The organism is Flavobacterium hydrocarbonoxydans (assembly GCF_009789235.1).
In the GTDB taxonomy this organism is placed as follows: Bacteria; Bacteroidota; Bacteroidia; order Flavobacteriales; family Flavobacteriaceae; genus Flavobacterium; species Flavobacterium hydrocarbonoxydans.
In genome coordinates this window covers 1-22,839 of record NZ_WSTB01000022.1, presented here as the reverse complement: position 1 = coordinate 22,839, position 22,839 = coordinate 1, and the positions used below count along the sequence as shown (strand labels likewise).

The 22,839-nt window shown below is 33.4% G+C and carries 24 protein-coding genes and 1 pseudogene; 11 read left to right on the top strand and 14 right to left on the bottom strand.

The features are described 5' to 3' along the window. From GON26_RS21325 to GON26_RS21310, 5 genes and pseudogenes are all read right to left on the bottom strand, one after another. Window positions 1-1,214 (bottom strand): restriction endonuclease subunit S (locus GON26_RS21325; RefSeq protein WP_160376795.1); only part of this gene is annotated, 1,214 nt, incomplete at its 3' end. A 2-nt stretch (window positions 1,215-1,216) separates the two neighbouring features. Continuing rightward, the gene (locus tag GON26_RS21320) at window positions 1,217-2,233 is read right to left on the bottom strand and encodes an HsdM family class I SAM-dependent methyltransferase (RefSeq protein WP_230407986.1); all 1,017 of its coding nucleotides are present in this window, start codon (window positions 2,231-2,233) and stop codon (window positions 1,217-1,219) included. Window positions 2,234-2,335: 102 nt separating this feature from the next. Beyond that, window positions 2,336-2,674 (bottom strand): annotated as a pseudogene (locus tag GON26_RS21735) (type I restriction-modification system subunit M N-terminal domain-containing protein); the annotation flags it as partial. Next, window positions 2,674-4,494 carry a DUF262 domain-containing protein gene (locus tag GON26_RS21315; RefSeq protein WP_160376794.1) on the bottom strand — a complete coding sequence of 607 codons (1,821 nt, stop codon included), beginning with the start codon at window positions 4,492-4,494 and terminating at the stop codon, window positions 2,674-2,676. The pseudogene GON26_RS21735 and the gene GON26_RS21315, both read right to left, overlap by 1 nt. Then, window positions 4,494-5,975: a type I restriction-modification system subunit M gene (locus GON26_RS21310; RefSeq protein ID WP_160376793.1), complete on the bottom strand. Its 1,482-nt coding sequence runs from the start codon at window positions 5,973-5,975 to the stop codon at window positions 4,494-4,496. The genes GON26_RS21315 and GON26_RS21310 overlap by 1 nt, the downstream gene beginning before the upstream one ends. A gap of 166 nt (window positions 5,976-6,141) precedes the next feature. On the opposite strand from GON26_RS21310, the gene GON26_RS21305 reads away from it, so the two are divergent. Genes GON26_RS21305 through GON26_RS21295 form a run of 3 tightly spaced genes read left to right on the top strand, consistent with a single transcriptional unit; the run spans window position 6,142 to window position 7,736 of the window. Then, the gene (locus GON26_RS21305; protein ID WP_160376792.1) at window positions 6,142-6,717 is read left to right on the top strand and encodes a Crp/Fnr family transcriptional regulator; all 576 of its coding nucleotides are present in this window, start codon (window positions 6,142-6,144) and stop codon (window positions 6,715-6,717) included. Between the two features lie 51 nt (window positions 6,718-6,768). Beyond that, the gene (locus tag GON26_RS21300; RefSeq protein ID WP_160376791.1) at window positions 6,769-7,173 is read left to right on the top strand and encodes a tautomerase family protein; all 405 of its coding nucleotides are present in this window, start codon (window positions 6,769-6,771) and stop codon (window positions 7,171-7,173) included. 11 nt (window positions 7,174-7,184) lie between these two features. After that, window positions 7,185-7,736, top strand: coding sequence for a Cif family virulence factor (locus GON26_RS21295; protein WP_160376790.1), 552 nt, complete (start codon window positions 7,185-7,187; stop codon window positions 7,734-7,736). A gap of 260 nt (window positions 7,737-7,996) precedes the next feature. Here GON26_RS21295 and dnaN read toward each other — a convergent pair whose 3' ends face one another. From dnaN to GON26_RS21270, 5 genes are all read right to left on the bottom strand, one after another. Beyond that, window positions 7,997-9,115, bottom strand: coding sequence for a DNA polymerase III subunit beta (gene dnaN, locus GON26_RS21290; RefSeq protein ID WP_160376789.1), 1,119 nt, complete (start codon window positions 9,113-9,115; stop codon window positions 7,997-7,999). Window positions 9,116-9,220: 105 nt separating this feature from the next. Beyond that, complete coding sequence (gldG, locus tag GON26_RS21285; protein ID WP_160376788.1) at window positions 9,221-10,906, bottom strand: gliding motility-associated ABC transporter substrate-binding protein GldG; 1,686 nt, start codon at window positions 10,904-10,906, stop codon at window positions 9,221-9,223. Continuing rightward, the gene (gldF, locus tag GON26_RS21280) at window positions 10,906-11,631 is read right to left on the bottom strand and encodes a gliding motility-associated ABC transporter permease subunit GldF (RefSeq protein WP_160376787.1); all 726 of its coding nucleotides are present in this window, start codon (window positions 11,629-11,631) and stop codon (window positions 10,906-10,908) included. The genes gldG and gldF overlap by 1 nt, the downstream gene beginning before the upstream one ends. A gap of 183 nt (window positions 11,632-11,814) precedes the next feature. Continuing rightward, entirely contained in the window at window positions 11,815-12,111 is a 297-nt protein-coding gene (locus GON26_RS21275; protein WP_160376786.1) for a putative quinol monooxygenase, read from the bottom strand. A gap of 186 nt (window positions 12,112-12,297) precedes the next feature. Further along, complete coding sequence (locus tag GON26_RS21270; protein ID WP_160376785.1) at window positions 12,298-13,125, bottom strand: SAM hydrolase/SAM-dependent halogenase family protein; 828 nt, start codon at window positions 13,123-13,125, stop codon at window positions 12,298-12,300. A 183-nt stretch (window positions 13,126-13,308) separates the two neighbouring features. On the opposite strand from GON26_RS21270, the gene GON26_RS21265 reads away from it, so the two are divergent. The 6 genes from GON26_RS21265 (at window position 13,309) to GON26_RS21240 (ending at window position 18,471) form a co-directional block, all read left to right on the top strand. Then, entirely contained in the window at window positions 13,309-14,259 is a 951-nt protein-coding gene (locus GON26_RS21265; protein WP_160376784.1) for a PhoH family protein, read from the top strand. Window positions 14,260-14,570: 311 nt separating this feature from the next. Further along, on the top strand, window positions 14,571-14,933 hold the full coding sequence (locus GON26_RS21260; RefSeq protein ID WP_160376783.1) for a DUF1801 domain-containing protein: 363 nt from the start codon (window positions 14,571-14,573) through the stop codon (window positions 14,931-14,933). Window positions 14,934-15,072: 139 nt separating this feature from the next. Beyond that, a complete protein-coding gene (locus tag GON26_RS21255) occupies window positions 15,073-15,897 on the top strand; it encodes a Cof-type HAD-IIB family hydrolase (protein ID WP_160376782.1) in 825 nt (274 codons plus the stop codon). An 89-nt stretch (window positions 15,898-15,986) separates the two neighbouring features. Continuing rightward, window positions 15,987-16,685, top strand: a complete 699-nt coding sequence (locus tag GON26_RS21250; RefSeq protein WP_160376781.1) for an aspartate/glutamate racemase family protein — start codon at window positions 15,987-15,989, stop codon at window positions 16,683-16,685. A gap of 62 nt (window positions 16,686-16,747) precedes the next feature. Beyond that, window positions 16,748-17,335 carry a hypothetical protein gene (locus GON26_RS21245; protein ID WP_160376780.1) on the top strand — a complete coding sequence of 196 codons (588 nt, stop codon included), beginning with the start codon at window positions 16,748-16,750 and terminating at the stop codon, window positions 17,333-17,335. A gap of 179 nt (window positions 17,336-17,514) precedes the next feature. After that, on the top strand, window positions 17,515-18,471 hold the full coding sequence (locus tag GON26_RS21240) for a phosphoribosylaminoimidazolesuccinocarboxamide synthase (RefSeq protein ID WP_160376779.1): 957 nt from the start codon (window positions 17,515-17,517) through the stop codon (window positions 18,469-18,471). 149 nt (window positions 18,472-18,620) lie between these two features. On the opposite strand, the gene GON26_RS21235 is transcribed toward GON26_RS21240, so the two are convergent. The 3 genes from GON26_RS21235 to GON26_RS21225 are packed head-to-tail and all read right to left on the bottom strand — an operon-like array spanning window position 18,621 to window position 19,899. Beyond that, window positions 18,621-19,160 (bottom strand): SRPBCC family protein, encoded by a 540-nt coding sequence (locus GON26_RS21235; RefSeq protein ID WP_160376778.1) that lies wholly within the window; start codon window positions 19,158-19,160, stop codon window positions 18,621-18,623. Between the two features lie 33 nt (window positions 19,161-19,193). Next, window positions 19,194-19,640, bottom strand: coding sequence for a nuclear transport factor 2 family protein (locus GON26_RS21230; RefSeq protein WP_230407985.1), 447 nt, complete (start codon window positions 19,638-19,640; stop codon window positions 19,194-19,196). Between the two features lie 46 nt (window positions 19,641-19,686). Next, a complete protein-coding gene (locus GON26_RS21225; protein WP_160376777.1) occupies window positions 19,687-19,899 on the bottom strand; it encodes a DUF3087 family protein in 213 nt (70 codons plus the stop codon). Between the two features lie 282 nt (window positions 19,900-20,181). Here GON26_RS21225 and GON26_RS21220 point away from each other — a divergent pair, with 282 nt between their 5' ends. Then, on the top strand, window positions 20,182-20,562 hold the full coding sequence (locus GON26_RS21220) for an ankyrin repeat domain-containing protein (protein ID WP_160376776.1): 381 nt from the start codon (window positions 20,182-20,184) through the stop codon (window positions 20,560-20,562). Window positions 20,563-20,743: 181 nt separating this feature from the next. Here GON26_RS21220 and GON26_RS21215 read toward each other — a convergent pair whose 3' ends face one another. After that, window positions 20,744-21,832 carry a M42 family metallopeptidase gene (locus GON26_RS21215; RefSeq protein WP_160376775.1) on the bottom strand — a complete coding sequence of 363 codons (1,089 nt, stop codon included), beginning with the start codon at window positions 21,830-21,832 and terminating at the stop codon, window positions 20,744-20,746. 81 nt (window positions 21,833-21,913) lie between these two features. Between GON26_RS21215 and GON26_RS21210 the strand changes: the two genes are divergently transcribed. Beyond that, window positions 21,914-22,597 carry a DUF4294 domain-containing protein gene (locus tag GON26_RS21210; protein WP_160376774.1) on the top strand — a complete coding sequence of 228 codons (684 nt, stop codon included), beginning with the start codon at window positions 21,914-21,916 and terminating at the stop codon, window positions 22,595-22,597. Window positions 22,598-22,839: the final 242 nt, after the last annotated feature.

The following is a 22,839-nucleotide window of genomic DNA, read 5'->3' as shown; positions in this document are numbered from 1 at the left end:
TAAATTAATCTTTTATTGTTTTCAATTTTTTCTAATATATCAACAATCTTTTTTTGTTCATTTAAATCATCTGGAAAGGCTATTCTCAAATTTCGCTGTGAAGTAATCCCAATATAAGCTCTAGTAGACTGTGAACTTAATTTAAGTATCTGATTCTGAAAATAAACTGAATTAAAAACATAGTACAAAAATTTATTATTAAGGTATTCTTGATTAGTTCTATAATATGTGACTTGAGGAGTAAGCATTAAATATGGATACTCTAATTCATTAGGAACAATAGCAACCTGCCCCACAGTTCCTTTATGACTAAGTAAAACATCTCCCGGTAAAGAAAAACCAATACGCAATTGGTCTGTTAAATTTTTTGGCAATTTTTTTGATTTAAGAAAATCTATTTGCCCTAGATTTATAGTATTTGCCATTATAAATGGTATACCATCTTCAACATAATCACTTGATTTTGGATGAGTTTCACCATGATTTCCATCTTGTATATTTTTTATATAACCTTCATTTAAAAGTGCACCTATAGTAGTTGTCTTCCATCCCTCAGCAATGTTATTTCTTAAAAATTTTGAATATTTTACATTATTTTTTATTCCTTTTAAAATTATACTAGATTTAAAAATCTCATCCTGTAATTCAATCTTATCTTTCACTATATGCTCCATCTCTATTACATCATCCATAGCCAAAAGCAATTCTGCAATTTTGACTTGTTGCTCTTTAGATGGCAAAAGAAATTTATATTCTGATATATCTTTCCAATTAATATATGGGTTAACAGATCCCTTAGAATTTCTAACAGAATGTTCTGTAAAATCATCAGTCATCATGATAAAAGGCAACAATCTCTTATCAATTTTTTTTTCATTTGCTTTGATTACAAATGTTGTATTTGATGTGATACCTTCAAAAGGTGCAATAACAACCTTTCGTAAATAAGTTCTTCTAGAACCATAAAGTATATCATCTTTTTCAAAGTATCTAATAAATGCAGGGCCTAAATATTCGTCTTGTAATTCTCCCCATACACGAAGATGTAAGTCTTCAGACCCCATATGCTCCCCTTTAACATATTTTGTCAATGAGCTATTTTCTCTATTAACTGATTTTTTCTGCTGAACTGCAACTTCACCAAATTTGGTTAATTTCCAATTACTTTTATCAATTAAAAGCTCATTAATTCTTTCTTGCAATATTTCTTTCATAATTAATTAAGCTCTTCAAATAATTTTTCCATAGATTTTTTTGAATCTTTGCCTATTTGAAGCCAATTTTCTAATGATTTAGTAAAATTCAAATTTTCATTATTATTGTCTCGCCTGACGTAAAAATTGACGTTCATATTCCCATTAAAGGACATTATTTCATCAATAGTAGCCACTTTCGAATAACCAGATATATCCTCAAATTTCTTATAAGTACTATATAGTTTTTTTATATGATCATTATTTAAATATGCTAAACCCTTATTATCAACAACATCATCTTTCCCATTTACAAAGAGAACTTTTCCTTTCCTATTTAATGATTTATTATTATTCCCTATTAATATCATCGCTTCCATTGGAGAATTGTAAAATAAATTAGCTCCAAGACCAATTACAGCTTCAATTTGATCTTCGAGTATCATTTTTTTTCTCATTTCCGCTTCCATATCTCTAAATAATATACCGTGAGGCCAGAGAATTGCAAATCTACCATTAGACAAATTCATACTTTTATGTATGTGTTGCTGGAAGGCGTAATCTGCACAACCTTGAGGTGGAGTTCCCCAAAGGTTACGTCCATAAGGGTCACTTTCAAAACTTTTTCGATCCCAAGCCTTTATAGAATAAGGAGGATTGGCAAGTATAACGTTAAACTTTTTAAGTTCGTCATTTTCTAAAAGTCCTGGTTGTGCCAAAGTATCTCCCCGTACTATTTGAAATTCTTCTATACCGTGCATGAACATGTTCATTCGCGCAATCGCAGAAGTAATCAAATTAATCTCTTGTCCGTATAATTTTAAAGTTCTATATTCCTTTCCTTCCTCTTTCAAATGTAAAGCACAGTTCAGTAATAAACCTCCTGAACCACAAGTCGGATCGTAAACACTTTCTCCAGGTTGCGGATCCATGATCATTGTCATCAATTTAACGACTGTACGATTGGTGTAAAACTCTGCTGCAGTATGACCGCTATCATCTGCAAACTCTTTAATTAAATATTCATAAGCGTTACCCAATTTATCATCAGGAACATTTTTAAGATTTAAAGTATGTTGAGAAAAATGTTCTACTAAGTTTGTTAAAGTAGCATCTGAAAGTCGCTCTTTATTAGTCCAACTTGCATCCCCAAATATTCCAAATAAGCTTTCAGGATTTGCCTTTTCAATTTCACGCATGGCTTGCTGAATTGCCATTCCTATATTAACTGTTGTTTCTCGAATTTTTTTCCAATGAGCTTGTTCAGGCAACAAAAAATGATGGTGTTCAGCAAACGATGCGTATTCAAAATCACCGTTACTTTCTTACAAAGCTTTTTCAAATTCTTCATCATAGACATCACAAATACGCTTGAAGAAAAGTAAAGGAAAAATATATTGTTTATAATCTCCAGCATCGATCGTACCACGTAATGCGGTAGCAGCTCCCCAGAGATATTTTTCTAATTGTTGTTGGGTCATTATGATAATTCTTCTTCTATTAATTCAGCCTCATCCTCAACAAGAATTGTTTTAGCTTCAACCTTCAATAATAACATTAATTTTGACTTCAAAATATCTTTTCTTTCCTCATAAAAAGTTAAAAAATCATCCATTAAAAGGTTATTATCTTTAGGAATGAAATGTAAATTTTTATAATTGATTAAATCTTCTTCTTTATAGTTTTTGTTCAACCATTCAAAAAATGGTGTTGCATTTTTCTCCAAGTTTTCTGTTTCTTGAATCAACTGAAGATTAGCAATATAATTAAAAGAATTTTTATAAGAATTTCTTACGCCTTCATCTTTAATCCCTAGCTTAATTAACTCTTTGTCTGTAAAGAATTTTTTGGGATGGATATGATCTTGATGGAACACATAATTATGATTCAATGGATAAATGATACTTAAAACCATAAAAGCAAAAGCGCTTCCATATTGAGTATTCATCAAATTGTCAATAGTTTCTTCATCAAAAGACAAAGATTTGTTAGTTCCTTTATACCTTTGAATAAGTTCATGTAAAGGAAATTTACCTGGATTTTGAGTTATAAGGTCTCTATAGGTTGGATATAAGTTGTCAGGAGTACCACCGAATACTTTTTTCAATAATGCTCGTAATAACCACTCTTTAATAAATTTTCTATTTTCTAATTGTGAAGAGCTGTTCAAAATTTCCTCACCAATTCCATTCTTGTGTAAAAAATAAGAAATTGGAATAATTGCGTTATAGGCAGTTAATGTTTTATCACTAAATCCAAATGATGCAATTAACTTAACAGTATTAGATAATGAAGTTGAAATCTTATCCCATCCTTTTTCTATCAACTCCATATTTTCAGATGAGAAATTATCAACTTTGAACTTAATATCCTTAATATCACTGAGTACCAAGCATGCTTTTAATATTAAGTCTTTATGGACATTAAACCCCGGATTTATTTTATTGATATTATCTACAAATCCATGTATAATTTCCCTTGCGTCTTTATCTTTCCACTGAGCAGTCGCTATTGATAGTAATAAATCTGAATAACTCAACTTTGTTCCACCACTATTAACTCGAATAAAAATATGTAGTACTTTATCTAATTCCTCTGATTTTTCAAGATAATAATTGATTAGTTTATCTTCATTAATGGCTTTAAATAATTTTGAAAGTAAATCCGTGGCAAACTCAACTTGTTTTTCAGAGAACTTTGATGTGTCAGTTAGTGAATTTGCTGTAAGATATTTTATAACTCCCATTAAGTCTTTAAAGTCTAAAACTTCACTTACTTTAAACCAATAATATTTTCCAGGAAATTTTTCAGCTAATATTCTTAGATCTTCAGAAGAAAGAAATCGTAAATCATATAATTTTTCACTACCTTCAGCTTGCTCCAAAAGATTTAAATACAAATGCTTTATTGGAAATGCATGATTACTTTTCCACTCATATCTATTTAATTTATAAGCATAACTCCCTTTAAGCCCTAAATACAACGAAGTCAATCTCTGCTGGCCATCCAAAATGGCAAATCTATCTTTTGAAGCAGATAGCTCTGCTGGATCGTTATGTTTTTTGTCTCTTTGATGATAATATTGTAAAAATCTATAAAATTTGAATTTATTTACATTTTCAGCTTTTACCTTCCAAAAAAGAAATGTACTAATCGGATAGTCACGTAAAATCGAATCGAAAAGAATTTCAATTTGAGATGTATTCCAAACAAATTCTCTTTGTATAGCTGGTAATATATACTCTTGATCTTGAATCGATGTAATCGCTTCTTTTATGGTAATTGGTGTTTCGTATGCCATTATATAAATTGCTTTAATATTGTTTTAAATTTTTCTTCTGCAATCAAACTTTCCTCCCAAGCCGTTTTAAGATCTGCTAAAGCTTCTTCTACAGATGGTAAGTTATCTTCAATTATTTTTTCTACATAAAGAGGAATGTTCAAATTGTAATCATTCTCTTTTATTTCATCATCAGAAACCACTTTTACATAATTTTCTACATCTGAAAATCTAGAATACCATTCGTAAAGTTGTTCTACATTACGTTTCTCAAGAAAATTCTGAGCTCTTCCCACACGTATTTGTTCTGAACCATCTATAAAGAGAACTTTTCCTTTTTTATGCTCTTCTTTTTGTTGTTTAAATACTAGTACACAGGCAGCCAATTGGGTTCCGTAAAATATATTAGGGCCTAAACCTATTACAGCTTCTAAAAGATCTTTTTTTAACAAAGCTTCACGTATTTTTCCTTCAGATGCTTTTCTAAATAGAGCTCCATGTGGCAAAACAACAGTCATACGCCCATTATCATTCATTGATTTAATCATGTGCTGAACCCAAGCCATGTCACCATTTCCTTGTGGGGGTACTCCAGCAATGTTTCTTCCAAATGGATCATTTATCCAAATATCAGCTCCCCAATCTTTCAGTGAAAATGGAGGATTTGCAATAACACAATCAAAAGTTTTTAATCCATCAGCTTCAAAAAAGACAGGGTTTCTTAAAGTATCACCACGAGCAATTTGAAAATCTTCAATTCCATGCAGAAACATATTCATACGCGCAATAGAACTAGAAGTTAAGTTCTTTTCTTGCCCGTATAATTGTAATGTTCTGTAGTCTTCGTTATTATGTTTTAAATGATCGACACATTCTAAAAGCATTCCACCAGTTCCACAAGCTGGATCATAAATAGTTTGTCCTTCATGAGGATCTAATATTAAACCAAGTAAATGAACAACAGAACGAGGCGTATAAAATTCACCCGCTTTCTTATTTGTTAAATCTGCAAAGTGCTTGATTAAATATTCATAAGCTTGACCTAAAATATCTGGATCAACCAAAGAGTTTGATAATGAATATTGTGAAAAATGTTCTACCAAATCCGTTAGTAATCGATCTGATAGCTTGTTTTTATTACTCCATTGAGCATCTCCAAAAATACCGTATAAATATTCCTGATTAGCCTGTTCAATTCCTCGTAAAGCTTTTTCAATAGATAAACCAACATTTGATGTAGTTTCTCTTACGTCATTCCAATGGCATCCATCAGGAATAATAAATCTATGAAATTCAGGTAATAATGCATAATCGACATCACCTTCTGATTCTTCTAACGCAATTTGATATTCTTCATCAAAAACATCAGATAATCGTTTAAAAAATAAAAGTGGGAATATATATATTTTAAAATCAGAAGCATCGACTGGACCTTTTAAGATCCAAGCTGCTTTTGAAAGATATTGTTCTAATTGAGATAAGGTTAATTTATCTTTGGACATATTTATTTTCTTAATTTGTATGTTTTGAAAAGTCAGCTAATATATGGAAATTATTTCTGGAGGCATTATGGAAAACCATACGGATGTGATTTATTTCAAAAGAAAAAGCTTTATAGTATCCCATTTACATTATTAAATTACCTTTACTCATCATTACACAAACAAAATGAACTCCTTAAAAACAATTTTCACAGAAATCTTAGGGCTACAGCCTGAATATTTCGAGGAATTTTATAAAGAACTGCATCAGAAAAAGCTAAAGAAAAAAGAGTTTTTGATTCAGGAAGGAGCTGTTTGTGATTTTATTGCCATTGTAGTTTCGGGCACTTTGCGCTCGTATGTGCAGAACAAGGAGGGGGAATTTAATAATGATTTTTATCTGGAAAATTATTTTGTAAGCGCCTACACGAGTTTTTTAACCCAAATGCCAACCAATTGCAATATCGAGGCACTGACTGACGTGGAGCTTTATTGCATTTCGCACCAACAGTTTCAGAAGTTAATCGACAAAGACGCTAATTTTTTGAAAGTAGCCAAATACATTTCGGATCATTATTTTATCAGGAAATGCAAAAGAGAAACCTCTTTCCTTAAAAATTCGGCAGCCGAAAGATTAGAAATGATCAGGAAACTTTATCCCGGCATCGAACAAAAAGTACCGCAATACCATATTGCCTCGTATTTAGGCATCAAACCGGAATCCTTAAGCCGGATCAAACTCTTAACCTACATCAATAAATAAGAAGCAGGTTATACGGAGCTTTGTACTTCAATAATTTTAAACATTTGAAGTATGCCTATCATCCATTTAAAAGTAAGCGGTGCAGAAGACACCGTTTTAGCGAAAGAGCTGGCTGTAATCATCAGCGGCCTTACCAAAGAAATCTTGCACAAAAAACCGGAAGTTACGGTGGTTACGGTCGATTTTATTCCAACCCATCTTTGGTTTATCAATTCGGAATCGCTGAGCGAATTGAACGCAGCAAGTTTTCATCTCACCATTAAAATTTCAGATTCAACCAACTTAAAAGACGATAAGTCCCGCTATATCGATGCTGTACACAAGGCATTGGCGGAGCGTCTCGGTACGATTCATCCCGTAAGTTATACGGCGATTGAAGAAATGAAAGCAGATGCGTATGGCTATGACGGCCTGACCATTGAGTACAAATTGATTAGTAATAAAATCAAACTTTAATACAGAAAGAAATGAAATACTTACCATTAATGGCTCTGGTGTTTTTGATTGCAACTCAGCACACCTCTGCACAAGATAAGAATGCAGATAAAAAGGAAATAAGCAACATCATAGCCCAATACAGCGAAAGTGTTATTAAAAGAGATTCTATTGCGTTCTACGACTTGTTTAACGAAGGAACGGTTACCTGGTGTGCAGCACTTATGGAAAAATCGCAAAATAAGGAAGTTGAAAAGTACGGGGCAGCAAATGCCAGAAGTGCTTATTTTTCAGGGAGCTATAAAGCTTTTTTCAGAAGTTTATACAAACATGAAGCGACTGAAGATAAATTTGACAACATTGCTATCATTGAAGACGGAACGGTAGCGGCCGTAACCATGGATTATAGTTTTTGGGCCGACAACAAAATGACTAATTGGGGAGGGAAGTATCTGACCTTAATAAAAAGAGACGGAAAATGGAAAATCACCAGTGTAATTTATTCCTTAGAACTCACTTCGTATTATGAACAGCCACCGTTATCAAAAAGACGAAAAGATAAAAAAGCGAATACTGTTCTATAAACGAAACAAAGGAAAAAAAATCCGTTACCATCCGCGTTTTGGTGTAGCCAGTCCGTGTCATCCGTGTTCCATTATTCGGAGAGTCGGGCAGGGGCTTTTTATCCAAAAGTTAATCCAAATAAAAAACCGCAACTCTTAATAAAGAATTGCGGTTCCTAGGTATAAAAAATGGTTGGTTAATAGCGATATTTTTTTTTTACAATGATATGTCTTTAATTTGAAACTAAAAAAAATCCCTGTAACAAAAAGAACTTTTGATGTTAACTATTTAACATCACAGGCATTACCAGCATCGTAACAGATTCCCCTTCTTCTAAACCATCAACTGGTGTAAGAATCCCGGCTCTGTTAGGCAATGACATCTCTAACATAATCATATCCGATTGTAAATTGGTCAGCATTTCAGTTAAAAAACGGGAATTGAAGCCAATTTGTAAATCATCTCCCTGATAATCACAAGTTAATCTTTCTTCGGCTTTGTTCGAGTAATCGATATCTTCTGCAGAAACATTTAGTTCAGCTCCCGCAATTTTAAGACGAATCTGGTGTGTTGTTTTGTTAGAGAAAATCGCAACACGACGTACAGAACTTAAAAATAAAGAACGGTCAATCATTAATTTGTTTGGATTTTCTTTCGGAATTACCGCTTCGTAATTTGGGTATTTTCCATCAATCAAACGACACATTAAAATATAATTGTCAAATGAGAAAGTCGCATTCGAATCGTTGTATTCAATTTTTACTTCAGCATCAGAAGAGCCTAAAATACTTTTTAAGATATTCAGAGGTTTCTTTGGCATAATAAAATCAGCCACCTGAGATGCTTTTACATCTGTACGGGCATATTTTACCAATTTATGGGCATCAGTCGCTACGAAAGTTAATCCTTCTGGTGAAAACTGGAAGAAAACTCCAGACATTACCGGACGTAAATCATCGTTTCCGGCAGCGAATATCGTTTTGCTTACCGCAGTTGCCAAAACATCTGCAGGAACTAAGGTTACGGATGGATCTTCAAGCTGTACTGATTTAGGGAACTCTTCACCCGCTGCGTATGCCAAAGCATATTTTCCTGAGTTAGAGCTGATTTCTACAGTATTATTATCTTCTACGGTAAACGTTAACGGTTGTTCCGGGAAGGTTTTTAAAATTTCAAGCAACAGTTTTGCCGGTACAGCAACGCTTCCTTTGCTTTTAGAATCGATTGATAATGTAGCTGACATGGTCGTTTCAAGATCTGAAGCCGAAACGGTCAATTCATCATTGTTTAGTTCAAATAAAAAGTTGTCTAAAATAGGCAACGTATTGCTGCTATTGATTACACTACCTAAAACTTGTAATTGTTTTAATAAGTACGAACTCGATACTATAAATTTCATCTTTTATGTTTTATTTTTTTGGGTATTTTAAGCATTTTGCTGCAAAAGATACATTTTACAAATATATCGTAAACAATCTTAGTTTTACAAATTTTTTATCAACAACTATTTACTGTATTGTCTTTTTCGGATGTAAGTAAAGGCAAGCCCGAAAACCAATAAAATTAAGATTGGAAGCCCGATAGTTATGAATTGTGTCTGACTGTAGTTTTCATAAACTTTCTCTTTGTCTAATAATGGCAGGTCTAAATCCTTACTTCTAATGTTAATAAGTCCGGTATCATCCAGCAGATAGTTGATGCTGTTCATTATAAAATCTTTGTTATCGTAAAGGTTTCCGGTACGCTGATCGTAACCCAGTTCTACAGGGATTCTGTTTTTATCCAGTTGATTTCTGGCTAGATCTCCATCGGCAACTACAATCATTTTTGTTGGTTTTCCTTTTGGAACAAAAGCGTTTTCTTTGAAAGGCAAAACGCGATTCTCAAAAGCCGAATGAAAGCTTCCTTCTAATAAAACAGAAAGCACCAGATTTCCTTTTCCTTCGTAATCTTTTGGAGAAGTTTCCTCCGAAACAATATTCAGGTTGATTTCGGCCGGAGTTCCTATTTTTTTGGAATATTGCGAAGACTGCAATAAAACCGTTTTTTTGATTCCGTTTTTCAAAGTATCAATCGGACTTACAAAATCAAATTTGATTCCACCTAAGTTTTTTACTATCGGATGCTGGCTGTTTGGATATACCTGAGGAGCAAATTTCCAGACAAAATCCTGGTATTGGGTAGCGCTTCCCTGTTCTCCTGTTGCCAGTTTTATTGGGCTTCCCTGTTCGTCTTTTACCAGGTCAGGATTGATTCTGAAACCGTATTTAAAGAACATATCATTCAGATTCAAATCTCTTGGATACGCCAGCGTTGCACCCGCCTGATTGTACAAACTGTCCATATCTGCCGAAACCTGATCGATTAACCATAATGTTTTTCCGCCATTCATTATAAATTGGTCGATAACCTGTTTTTCTTCATCAGAGAACGTTTCGGTTGGTTTGGTGATGATGGCTAAATCATATTTTTTTAAAGCATCTAAACTTCCTGTTGGATTACTGGAAACCGAATCTAAAGTAAAAGGTCCGATATAATAGCTTTCGCGAATTTGCATCAGCATTTTGGCGATATGAATTTCGTTCAGTTCACCATTACCTTTTAAGATGGCTACTTTCTTTTGTCTGTCTTTTGAAATTTTATTGATAGCATCGGCAATAGAATATTCTAAATGCTGAATGGATCCGATTACTTTTTGTGTAGTCGAAGCACCCATTCTGTTTTTAAGCAAAGGAATGTTTACTTCTTTATTGTTATAAACCGCAATGGCCCAAGGAAAGACCATTGCCTGCGATTGTTTTCCTTTATCGTCAACCGTTATGTTTATAGGGGTAAGCCCTTTTTGGTACAATGATTTTACCAGGCTCATGTTTTCGTCTTCGTTTTCCAGCGGATTTACAAATTCAAAAACAATATTAGGATTGTACGCTTGAAATTCTTCTAATAATTGTTTAGTTTCCTGTTGCAGACGTTTGAAATCAGCCGGCAAATCGCCTTCCATATAAATTTTTATGGATAGCGGATTTCTAACCTGACTCACAATTGCCAGCGAAGTTTGGGATAAGGTGTATCGTTTGTCTTTGGTTAAATCAAATCGGTGGAAAAATAAACTTCCCAGGACATTGAGAACGATTAAAACAAAAACGGTAATTCCTAGTATTTTGATATTATGTTGAGTAGAGGCTTTCATTAGGCTTTAAAAGATTTTAATTTATAAACTGTGAAAGACAAAAACAATACAGTAAGGCTTAAAAAATAAATCACATCGCGTGTATCAATAACGCCGCGGCTCATACTTTTGAAATGATTTTGCATCCCTAAAATGGAGATAAAACCTGAAAATCCCGGAATCAAAGAAGCAATTCCTTCAAAACCAAAATAAAAGAAAAAGCATAAAAACACCGAAATAATAAAAGCGACAATTTGATTCTCAGAAAGGGTAGAAGTAAAAATACCGATGGCAGAATAGGCCGCAATTAAAAATAATAATCCAAAATAGGAACCAATCGTACTGCCCATATCGATGTTTCCTTCCGGTAATCCTAAATTCGAAATCACTTTTACATAAATAAAGGTGGGAACAATTGCGAGAATAATCAATAGGAGCGAACCTAAAAACTTTCCGTTTACGATTTCCCAGATCGATAAGGGTTTGGTTAGAAGCAATTCCAGTGTGCCTTGTTTTTTTTCATCAGAGAAACTTCTCATAGTCACAGCCGGAATCAGGAAAATCAAAATCCAGGGTGCCAATGTAAAAAACGGCGTCAAATCGGCGTAACCGGTGTTCAGGATATTATAATCTCCTTCGAAAACCCATAAAAAAAGTCCGTTGCTGATTAAGAAAATGGCAATAACCAAATAGCCAATGGGAGAACCAAAAAAGGATTTTATTTCTCGTATTATGATTGATTTCATTTATTTGTTTTGTTTTTATTGTTTGCTTCGCCAATTCGGCTAAAGCCTCGTGTCAGGTTTCAAGTTTCAAGTTGCTTTGCTTTGCGAACTTTACGTTTTCTAAAACCTCTTTAATATAATCTTTGCGTCCTTTGCGGTTAAATCGCTCCAATTTTCAGATTCAGCATAACCTGAAACTTGAAACTAATTTAAACTAACAATTTTATCCACACTCCAAGCTTCCGGTTTTGCATTGAAAAGTTTCTTTGTAAAACTCCAAACCGAGTCAAAAAGTGCTGAATTTCTGTAATTTTCCAAATCGGCTTCAGTTTCCCAATAACTATAAGTAAAAAAGATACATTTGTCGTTTTTGTCCTGATACAATTCCAAAAAACGATTTCCTTCGGCATTTCGTATTTTCTCTTTGATGATTTCAAAATTCTCCAGAAAATCAGGAATTTTTTCTTCGTGAAAACTCATTTTTACTATTCGGACAAACATATTGGCAATTTTAGATTGTTGAGTTTAGATTTTAGATTTTTGAAATACTAAATCTGTAACTGGTGCGCAAAAATAGAAAAAATAGATTGTTGTTTATGAAAAAAATGAAATTCCAATTGTGAAATTCCAAATTCCAAGATTTCAGCATTTTTAAATCTAAAATCTAAATTCTAAACTCTAAAATTTTTACAAAAACAGAACCGTAATCACATCACGATAATTCAGTCCTAACAAACTATTGGCAGAGCCCACTTTCGAAGGATTGCTTCTGAAAATGGCAATTTCCAGAAATCCGGCTTCATTAAAAATGGCCAGTTTTTCGCCTTCATAGGTTTTTATAGGATATTTGTCTGAAGTTGCAATAGCAGAGTAATTAGGTAAAATCGTTTTGATGCTTTTGGGCTTCATCTCAATTTCGTACGGACGTCCTTTGGCAACTTCGGTAAATTGTCTTTTCGAAATATTAGTGATCACATTCCCGAAATGGTCAATGTAAATAACGTATCCTTTTATCGAATTTCCGTCGTTGGCCACCACAGGCTGTAACTCGGTGATTTGTTTGATTTCCTGAATTTCTTTTCCAATTACATTCAATAAACCGCCTTTTGCAATATGACAGGCAACTTGTATAAAAATATCCAAATCACTGAATTCACTCGGAAAACGATCATGAATATTAATTTCGACAATTTTCTGCGGGACAATCTTTTGCGTAAGCATGCTTAAAATTCCGTTATCGGCACAAATAAAGTAATGATCGTTCCATTCCATAGCAATGTGCTGATTTTCTTTGTTGCGTTCGATATCGACACCAATTAAGTGTACGGTGCCTTTTGGAAAACTCAAATATGAAGCACCTATAATATAACTTGCTTCAGCAGTGTTGAACGGGTCAATATCATGTGAAATGTCAATAATTTGTGCCTCAGAATATTCAGAAAGTATTTTACCCTTAAGCGAACCAACAAAGTGGTCTTTTAAGCCGTAATCGGTAGTAAGGGTAATTATTGACATAATTTTGTTTATAACTATTGGTAGTATTTGAATCTAATTTTCATTAAATTTGAGAAATGCAAAGCTAATAATTGTAAAACCATAAAAGCAAGAAAGCAAACACAAATTGCATTTAAAGATATAAACATACCCGACAGCCATCGAATTATAAAAAGATTTAATTTTAATTTAAAACTACCTCATTTGAACGAAAGAATAATCGAGCTCATAGACATCGCTCCAAAAGACTTTTGGGGCGCTCAAGACTCTCATCTTGAAATCATTAAAAAGTATTACCCGAAGCTTAAAATAGTAGCGCGAGGGACGACTTTGAAAGCATTTGGCGAAAAAGAAGTTTTAGATGAATTCGAGAAAAGATTTCAAAGGCTGATGCTTCATTTTACCCGATACAACAATATCGACGATAATGTAATAGAACGTGTGATTATGAGTGATGGTCAGGAAGAAAAAAAAGCTTATGATCATGACAAAATATTAGTACACGGTGTTGGCGGTAAAATTATAAAAGCCATGACGCCCAACCAGCAATTACTGGTCGATACCATCAAAAAAAATGATATGGTTTTTGCAATTGGTCCGGCCGGAACAGGTAAAACATATACTGGTGTGGCAATGGCTGTAAAAGCGCTTAAAGAAAAAGAAGTAAAAAGGATTATACTAACGCGTCCAGCAGTGGAAGCAGGAGAAAATCTGGGTTTCTTACCGGGTGATATGAAGGAAAAACTAGATCCTTATATGCAGCCTCTTTACGATGCTTTGCGCGATATGCTTCCGAACGAAAAACTCGAAGATTATATTTTGAAAGGAATTATCCAGATTGCGCCATTGGCATTTATGCGTGGGCGCACACTTGATAACGCTTTTGTAATTCTCGATGAAGCGCAAAATACGACCCATTCGCAAATGAAAATGTTCCTTACCCGTATGGGGAAAAACGCTAAATTTATGATTACGGGTGATCCTGGACAGGTCGATTTGCCGCGCCGAACAATTTCGGGTCTTAAAGAAGCTATTTTGGTACTGAAAGATGTTGACGGAATCGGAATTATTTATCTCGATGATAAAGACATCGTTCGTCACAGATTGGTCAAAAAGGTAATCGACGCTTACAAACAAATCGAAAATCACGATTAATTTTTTTAAGTGAAATGTCAAATGTAAATCGTGAAATGTGTTTTGATGTTTAAAATAGTATTCGTTTTATACATATCAGAAATTGAAATGTGTAAAACGAATATTTTTTTTGGGTAAATCTACACAATCTTGTCATTCCGTAGGAATCTCTAAGGTTTGTTTTTTTTAGCTCATAATTAATCTCAATACAAAGTTTGTCATTCCGTAGGAATCTCAATACTCAGTAAATCAAGTCTTAGAAATTTACTTCGTAGAACCACTTCGTTAGGTTTCCTCCGGAATGACAAGATTGTGTTTTAAAAAAAATGAATATGAAACAACTAGATGATTTCTATCTAAATCAAGAAGAATCCATAAAAGGGACATTTCTGGCATTAAAACAAATTATCCTGAAACAAGATCCAGAAATTACTCATGTCCTGAAATACGGAATGCCTTTTTTCTGTTATAAAAATAAAATGTTTTGTTATTTGTGGATTCATAAAAAACACAAACAGCCTTACATCGGAATTGTGGAAGGGAAACATTTTGAGGAACCGTTTTTACTTCAGGAAGCGCGTTCGAGAATGAAGATTATGTTACTTGATTCTAATGAAGATTTGCCTTTGGAACAAATTGAAACCGTAATTCAGAAAGCCATACATTTATACAAATCCGGAATTATAAAAGTGTAAACTATTTATAATTCAATATTTAATGAAATAGTTAAATAAATAATAAACTTAGTTGAATTCGGGCTTTTAAGCCTTGTAATCTTTGCTCTTTTGGGCATAAAGCCGTAAATTTGTACCTCATAAATACTTGATCTTTAATATGACTAAGCTTAAAAATATAAAAGTTGTAGTAAGTGACCTTGACGGAACTTTACTCAACCCTCAACACAAAATTTCAGATTATACCAAATCAATTTTTCAGGAACTTCACAATCAAAATTACCTTATCGTGGTTGCCACAGGCCGTCATCATCTGGATGCTATGGCAATTATTGAAACACTTGAAGTTCCGGTTTATTTAGTAAGTTCAAACGGAGCCAGAATCCATTCACCCAACAAAGAAGAACTTTTTTCTTTTAATTTAGACAGTGATGTTGTAAAAAATGCTTTAAACGTTGATATTGACCCTGAAATTACAGTGGTTTTATTCAAAGAAAATGTTTGGCAAACCAACAAAATAAACGAAAAACTAAACGCTTTTCAGGCAGAATTGAAATACCGTCCTGAATTGGTCGATTATAAAACGCTGGAAGATTTTGGAGCAATCAAAATTTTCTTTTCTTGTGATAATCATGAAAAATTAGTAAAACTGAAAGATGCTATTTTAGCCAATTCTTCAGAACATTTACATCACGCTTTCAGTTTGCCAACTTGTCTGGAATTTATGGATAAAGCTATTGATAAGGCAGTTGCAATCGAAAGAGTGCTGGAAAAAGAAGGTTTTACTCTGGATCAGGCTGTTTCTTTTGGAGATGGTTTTAATGATGTTCAGATGTTATCTGCTTCAGGAAAAGGCTTAATTATGGGGAATGCTCCTGCATTATTAAAGGAAACTTTGCCCCATAATGAAGTTATTAAAACCAATGCCGAAGATGGTGTAGCACGATATATAGCGTCGAAAATCTTAGACAAGGAATTTGCGTAAGACGATTTTTTTACCTTTTTATGATTTAAAAATAAGGTAAAACGCTAATTTTACAGTCCTTATAAACAACATTTTAAAACTAGAAATTTATGAGGACTTTAGGACTTATCGGGGGAATTAGCTGGGTTTCAACGGCAGAATATTATAGCTTAATCAATCAGGGAATTAACGATAGATTAGGCGGGCTTGAATTCTCCAAGTGCATAATTTACTCCTTCAATTATGCGGACATCAAGAAAAATAACGACGCAAACGATTGGGATAAAACTTTTGAAATGATTTTTGAAGCATCAAAAAATCTTCAGGCATCCGGTGCAGAAGCTATTGTTTTATGCGCGAATACCATGCACCTCATTGCGGACCGATTACAAGAAGCAATCGATATTCCGATTATTCATATCGCAACAGCAACTGCTTTAGAAATCAAGAAAAACGAAATCAAAAAAGTCGCGCTTTTGGGTACCAAATTTACAATGGAATTGGATTTTTTTAAATCTAAACTTTCAGAACATCACATTGAGACAATTATTCCGGACAAACAAGACGATAGAGATTTTATTCAGGATACTATTTACTATGAGTTGGGGAAAGGCGTGATTTTAGAAAAAACAAAACAGCGCTATTTGGATATTATTAATGAATTAGTGCAACAAGGAGCTGAGGGAATCATTTTAGGATGTACTGAAATTCCGTTAATCATTAAACAATCAGATGTTTCGGTTCCGGTTTTTGATACAGGATTAATACATTCTAAGGCAGCTGTAGATTTTTCGCTGGATAATTTTTGACAACAATTCTTAATAAATTATCAGATTTTTACTAAATTTAGTACGTCTAAAATTTATTAATTATGAAAAAATTTTTACTACAGGTTGAAAGAAATTGTATTTCTGGCGCATTGTTACTTTTGCCTCTTTTTGTTTTTGGATTAATTCTTCAGAAAGTTTGGGGATTTTTTCAGAAATATGGAGAAAAGTTTGCTAAGATGCTGCATTTAGATGACGTATTTGGAATCGTTGCTCAGGATATTCTGGGAGGTTTGATTTTGTTATTATTGCTTTATTTTAGTGGTTATCTGATGCGTTTGGCTTTTCTTAAAAAGTTTACCAGCTGGATAGATGATAAACTAATGATTTTTTTGCCAGGTTACGAAAAAAACAAAAAATTAGCCGAAGAAAAACTGAAGAAAAAAGTAAAAACACCCAATACAAATTTACCGGTTTTATTAAAAAATGGGGAGTATTGGCAACCTGCACATTTAATTGAAGAAGATACTGAAGGAAATGTTGTGGTTTTTGTACCTACTGCGCCATCTAAAGACCAGGGACAGATATTTGTGGTAAAAACAGACAGTATAAAAAAACTCCCGGACACTACTTTAGGAAGTTTGGATGCATCCATAAAATCATTAGGAAAAGGAATTTTGAGTTTCAAATAAAGCCTTTTTATTTCAGAAAAAAAAGTATTCCCTGAAGCATTTCTTTAGGGATTTTTTATTTAGTTTTCTTTCAAAAAAAGAATTTATCACATTTATTGCTGTATCTCTTCCTTTTCATTGTGTAACTCTGTGAAATAGTTTTAAATTTGCATTCGTAAAACAAAACACAACTAAAGATAATGAGCAATACAATCACAACAACAAATTTTAATTTTCCGAATCAAAAATCTGTTTACCGCGGAAAAGTGAGAGAAGTTTATAATATTAACGACGAGCTTTTAGTAATGGTAGCAACGGATCGACTTTCGGCTTTTGATGTGGTTTTGCCAAAAGGAATTCCATACAAAGGACAAATACTGAATCAAATTGCTACAAAATTTATGGAGCTGACTCAGGATATTGTACCAAATTGGTTGATTGCAACTCCTGATCCTAATGTTGCCGTGGGACATTTATGTGACCCTTTTAAAGTTGAAATGGTGATTCGTGGTTATGTTTCAGGACATGCTGCCCGTGAATATGCTGCCGGAAAAAGACAAATTTGCGGTGTAACAATGGCTGAAGGTTTAAAGGAAAATGATAAATTTCCGGAGCCAATTATCACGCCAACTACAAAAGCGGATAATGGTTCTCATGATGAAGATATTTCGCGTGAAGATATTTTATCAAAAGGAATTGTTTCAGAAGAAGATTATTTGGTTTTAGAAAAATATACGCGTGCTTTGTTTCAAAGAGGAACTGAAATTGCAGCAAGCCGTGGTTTGATTTTAGTGGATACAAAATACGAATTTGGAAAAACAAAAGAAGGTGTTATTGTTTTAATTGACGAAATTCACACTCCGGATTCTTCCCGTTATTTTTATGCTGATGGTTATGCTGAAAGACAAGAAAAAGGAGAAGAGCAAAAACAGCTTTCGAAAGAATTTGTACGTCGTTGGTTAATTGAAAATGGTTTTCAGGGTCAGGAAGGCCAACAAATTCCAGATATGAATGAGGCTTATATCGAATCGGTGTCTGAAAGATACATCGAGTTGTACGAGAAAATTTTAGGAGAAAAATTCGTAAAAGCAGATATTAATAGTATCGATGAGCGTATTAATAAAAATGTATTAGAATACCTGGCTACCAAAGCGTAACCTCTTAATTATTCAATAAAAAAATCCCAAATTCCAATGTATAGGAGTTTGGGATTTTTATTTTCGTGAAAGTGTTATACTTCTCTTTAAATTTAGATTTAAGAATTTGGAATTTGGAATTTGGAATTTTGGAATTTGAACTTGGAATATTAGTTTTCCAATTTGACTTTTAGATTTTCAAGACCTTTTTGTAAATCTTTCCCAAGCATTTCATCCATTTTCATCATGGGCATCATGATGTTCATCGGGTAGGGGATTATGCCGTTGATTCCCCATTTTACTTTTGTCTGATTGTTTCCAGTAGCATCAGTTGACATAAATCCAACGGCGGTATCTTCAAAAGGTTCTTTAAAACGAAGCTCAAAATCAATACGTTTACCTTCGGTGATTTTAGTAATTTCCTGTTCTCCAACACCAACTTCTTTTACTTTACTTTCCCAGGCAGATGTTGCTCCAACCTGACCATCTGTTCCTGTGTAAGTCGATTTCATTTTAGGATCAATATTTGCCCAAACGCTAAATTCGTTTTGATTTTTTAAATATTTCACACAATTAAAAACAGAATCTGCAGGCTTATTAATTGTAATTTCCCTCGATATCGCATACTCTTTTGGCATAAAATAAGCAGCAATTAGTACAATAGAAAATAGTAAAATAAGAGCGACAAGGATTTTTTTTAGTATTCCCATGTTTTTTTGGTTTTAAGGTTAGTTATTTTTTTATTAATGTAAACTCACAACCCGAGTTATTTTCCAGACATTATTTTCGTTTTTCCAGATAATCATAAACCTTCCGGCGCTAGAATTTGCATTTTCAGGTTCGGTGTTATTATGAAATTTATGTAAGCCAATTTCAATCGCACCAAAATTCCGGATCGGATAAACCTCTATGCTTCCTTTTACGAGTTCACGGGTAACTTTTCTACAAATATTTTTTCGGGTTCCTTCTATAATATCAGTTTTTGATGTCATAATACCACTTTTGTCATGATAGAACTCAATATCATCAGAATAGAAATCACCATACTTTTCTAAGTCGGCATCACAAGTATTATAATATCCGAAGAACGTACTATCCAGTTTTACAATGGTGTTGTATAATTTTTGATCATCCGGTTTGTAATTTTTCGTAATGGGATATTCATATTCTTGTACAGGCTTACAATTCAAAAAAAAGAGAAAAATCAGGATTGTGATAAAAGTTTTTGAAATAGTACTATTTTACATCGATAGTTATTTTTTGTTTTTCCTTTTTCAATTTGTAAAGATTTAGAGCAAATATCGAAATGGTCAAAATATTTCCAATTAGTCTAAATATAAAGTCTTTTGTTTCTCCTTTTTCAAAGATGTATATATAGGTATTTACAATCAGTAAACTTATACTAGCGGTAAGTAAAATAATATTTAATATTTTTTGATTTTTATTCATTTATGTGATTTTTACTTCAGAATATATAAGTAAAGTTAAAATCTAAAATTGAGAATTTCATCTTTAGAAATAACTTTTTTTACTAAATTTTAAAATTAACTGTAACAAAATGGTTTTTGTGCAGTCTTATAGGTATAAAAAATTCTGAACAGCGTTAATATTAAATGAATGTTAAGAATTAGTTAAAACAAAGTACTATGTAATACATAATATTAAAATTAGTAATACATTTACACAGAATTTAAAAATCATCATAATCAATCAATTAACAAATCAATCATCATGAAAAAAAGAATCGTTTATTTAGGAGTAGCTTTATTAGCTTTAGCAAATGTTTCAATGGCTTCAAATTCACAAACATCGGAGAAACATCAAACAGTATTTTCAACTTATGATGCAACGCCTTTAAATGTTGCTATCAGCAAAGGAGATATAGAAGTAGTAAAAAAATTCATCGAATACGGTGCAGATGTTAACGAAGAGTCTAACGGAATGACGCCATTAATGACTGCAGCACGTTACAATAAAGTTGAAATAATAAAAGTATTATTAGCAAATGGAGCACGTGCTAATGCTAAAGATGAAAAAGGAAAAACGGCTTTGAAATATGCTGAAGCATCAAATGCGGTTGAAGCAGTTGCTGTTTTGAAAGACGTTAAATAAAATAAAATAGTTTTAAAGAATTTTGAGTTAGTAAATAAAACGACCTTCCTGAGCAGAAGGTCGTTTTTGTTTTTAACTGTTTCTCGCTAGTATGATTTTTAGCCCCGATGGTACCGGCATCCTTTTATGGCGGGGTTCGCCATAAAAGATACAGGGGACAGCGGGATGAGCTCCTGAAAAATTATTTGAAATAAGAAAACGTTTCGTTATTCTCTATTTTCAATAAAGATTCATAAATCAACTGAATTACATTTTCTACATCTTCTCTGTGAACCATCTCAACAGTAGTGTGCATATAGCGCAAAGGCAACGAAATCAATGCCGAAGCCACGCCACCATTGCTATAAGCAAAAGCATCAGTATCTGTTCCGGTCGCTCTGGAAGTTGCGTGACGCTGAAACGGAATATTCTTTTCCTCAGCCGTATCTACAATCAAGTCGCGCAATTTATTTTGTACCGCTGGTGCGTAAGCAATTACAGGTCCTTTACCCATTTTAAGATCACCTTCAACTTTTTTGTCAATCATAGGAGTAGTCGTGTCATGGCAAACATCGGTTACAATGGCTACGTTTGGTTTAATGGTTTGTGCAATCATTTCGGCACCGCGAAGACCAATTTCCTCCTGAACAGAGTTAACAATATACAACCCAAACGGAAGAGTTTTGTTATTTTCTTTTAATAAACGGGCTACTTCCGCAATCATAAAACCTCCCATTCTGTTGTCAATCGCACGGCAAACAAATTTGTTTTCGTTCAGAATCATAAATTCGTCAGGATACGTAATTACACAACCTACATGAACACCCATTTCAAGAACTTGCTCTTTGGTTTCGCAACCCAAATCGATAAAAATGTTACTTAATTTTGCTGGTTCTTCCTTGTCGCGTAAACGGGTATGAATGGCTGGCCAGCCAAAAACACCTTTTACGATTCCTTTTTTGGTATGAATATGAACTCTTTTCGAAGGTGCAATCTGATGATCAGAACCACCATTACGTATAACATACAACAAACCATCATCAGTAATATAATTGACATACCACGAAATTTCGTCAGCATGACCTTCGATCACCACCTTAAAAGGAGCGTCTGGATTGATAATTCCAACTGCGGTTCCGTAAGTATCGGTTATAAAAGTATCAACGTATGGTTTCAAATAATTCATCCAGAGTTTTTGACCTTCGCTTTCATAACCAGTAGGCGAGGCGTTATTAAGGTAGCTTTCTAAAAAAGCAATTGAGGTATCTTTTAAGATAGATTTTGTGCTCATAAAAATATTTTTTTGCTAATTTATAAATTTGGTATTAGAGTTGTGTATAAATATATAATTTTACACTTAAATTATGACTCTATGAGATTTACTAGATTTCTTTTACTTTTAATATTGTTTTCTTTTACAGGCCAGGCGCAAGTGGTTCCAAATGAAAATTCCGAAATGGGATACACATTGACCGAAAATGATTCTATTTTAAATGATACAATCGATTTACCCGAAATTATCATTTCAAAAGAAAAACTTGATCCAGAAGCTCAGAAACAATTTCTGATTCTTCAAAGCCGTGTTTATAAAACATATCCTTACGCAAAATTAGCAGCCGACAGGCTAACGGCTCTCAATCGCGGAATGGCGCGTTTGAAAACCAATCGCGAAAAGAAAAAGTATTTCAAAATAGTAGAAGACTATCTTAATAATGAGTTTGAAGCCCGATTAAAAAAGCTTTCGCGCAAGCAGGGACAGATTCTGGTAAAATTAATTAATCGTCAAACCGGAATCACAACCTACGAATTAGTAAAAGAATTAAAAAGTGGTTTCAAAGCCTTTGTGTCCAACACAACTGCCAATATGTTTGATATAAGTTTAAAGAGAGAATTCAAACCCTATGAAGTCAATGAAGACTATCTCATAGAAACAATTTTAGTAAGAGCATTCGAGTCGGGGAGATTGGTAAATCAGAGGCCGGCCAATCCGGTAAATTATGACGACCTGACAGCACATTGGGAAAAAATGTCTGAAACCCTCAAAGAAAAAAAATAAACCATAAAAAACCCGACAGTCTTATGAACTATCGGGTTTTTTATGGTTTATATAAGGTGCATTTCACTATATATAATAGTGTAAATAAGTTGTTCGGATTATAATCGTATATATAAGGAGCTATTTCCCGCTATCCGCTTCAATCTTTTGTGCCGAACCCCGGCACAAAAGGATTTCCGCTTCTATCGGGGCTAGGGCATCCGTTTTCAAAAGAACGCTTTATAATTAATGAGATTTCGGAA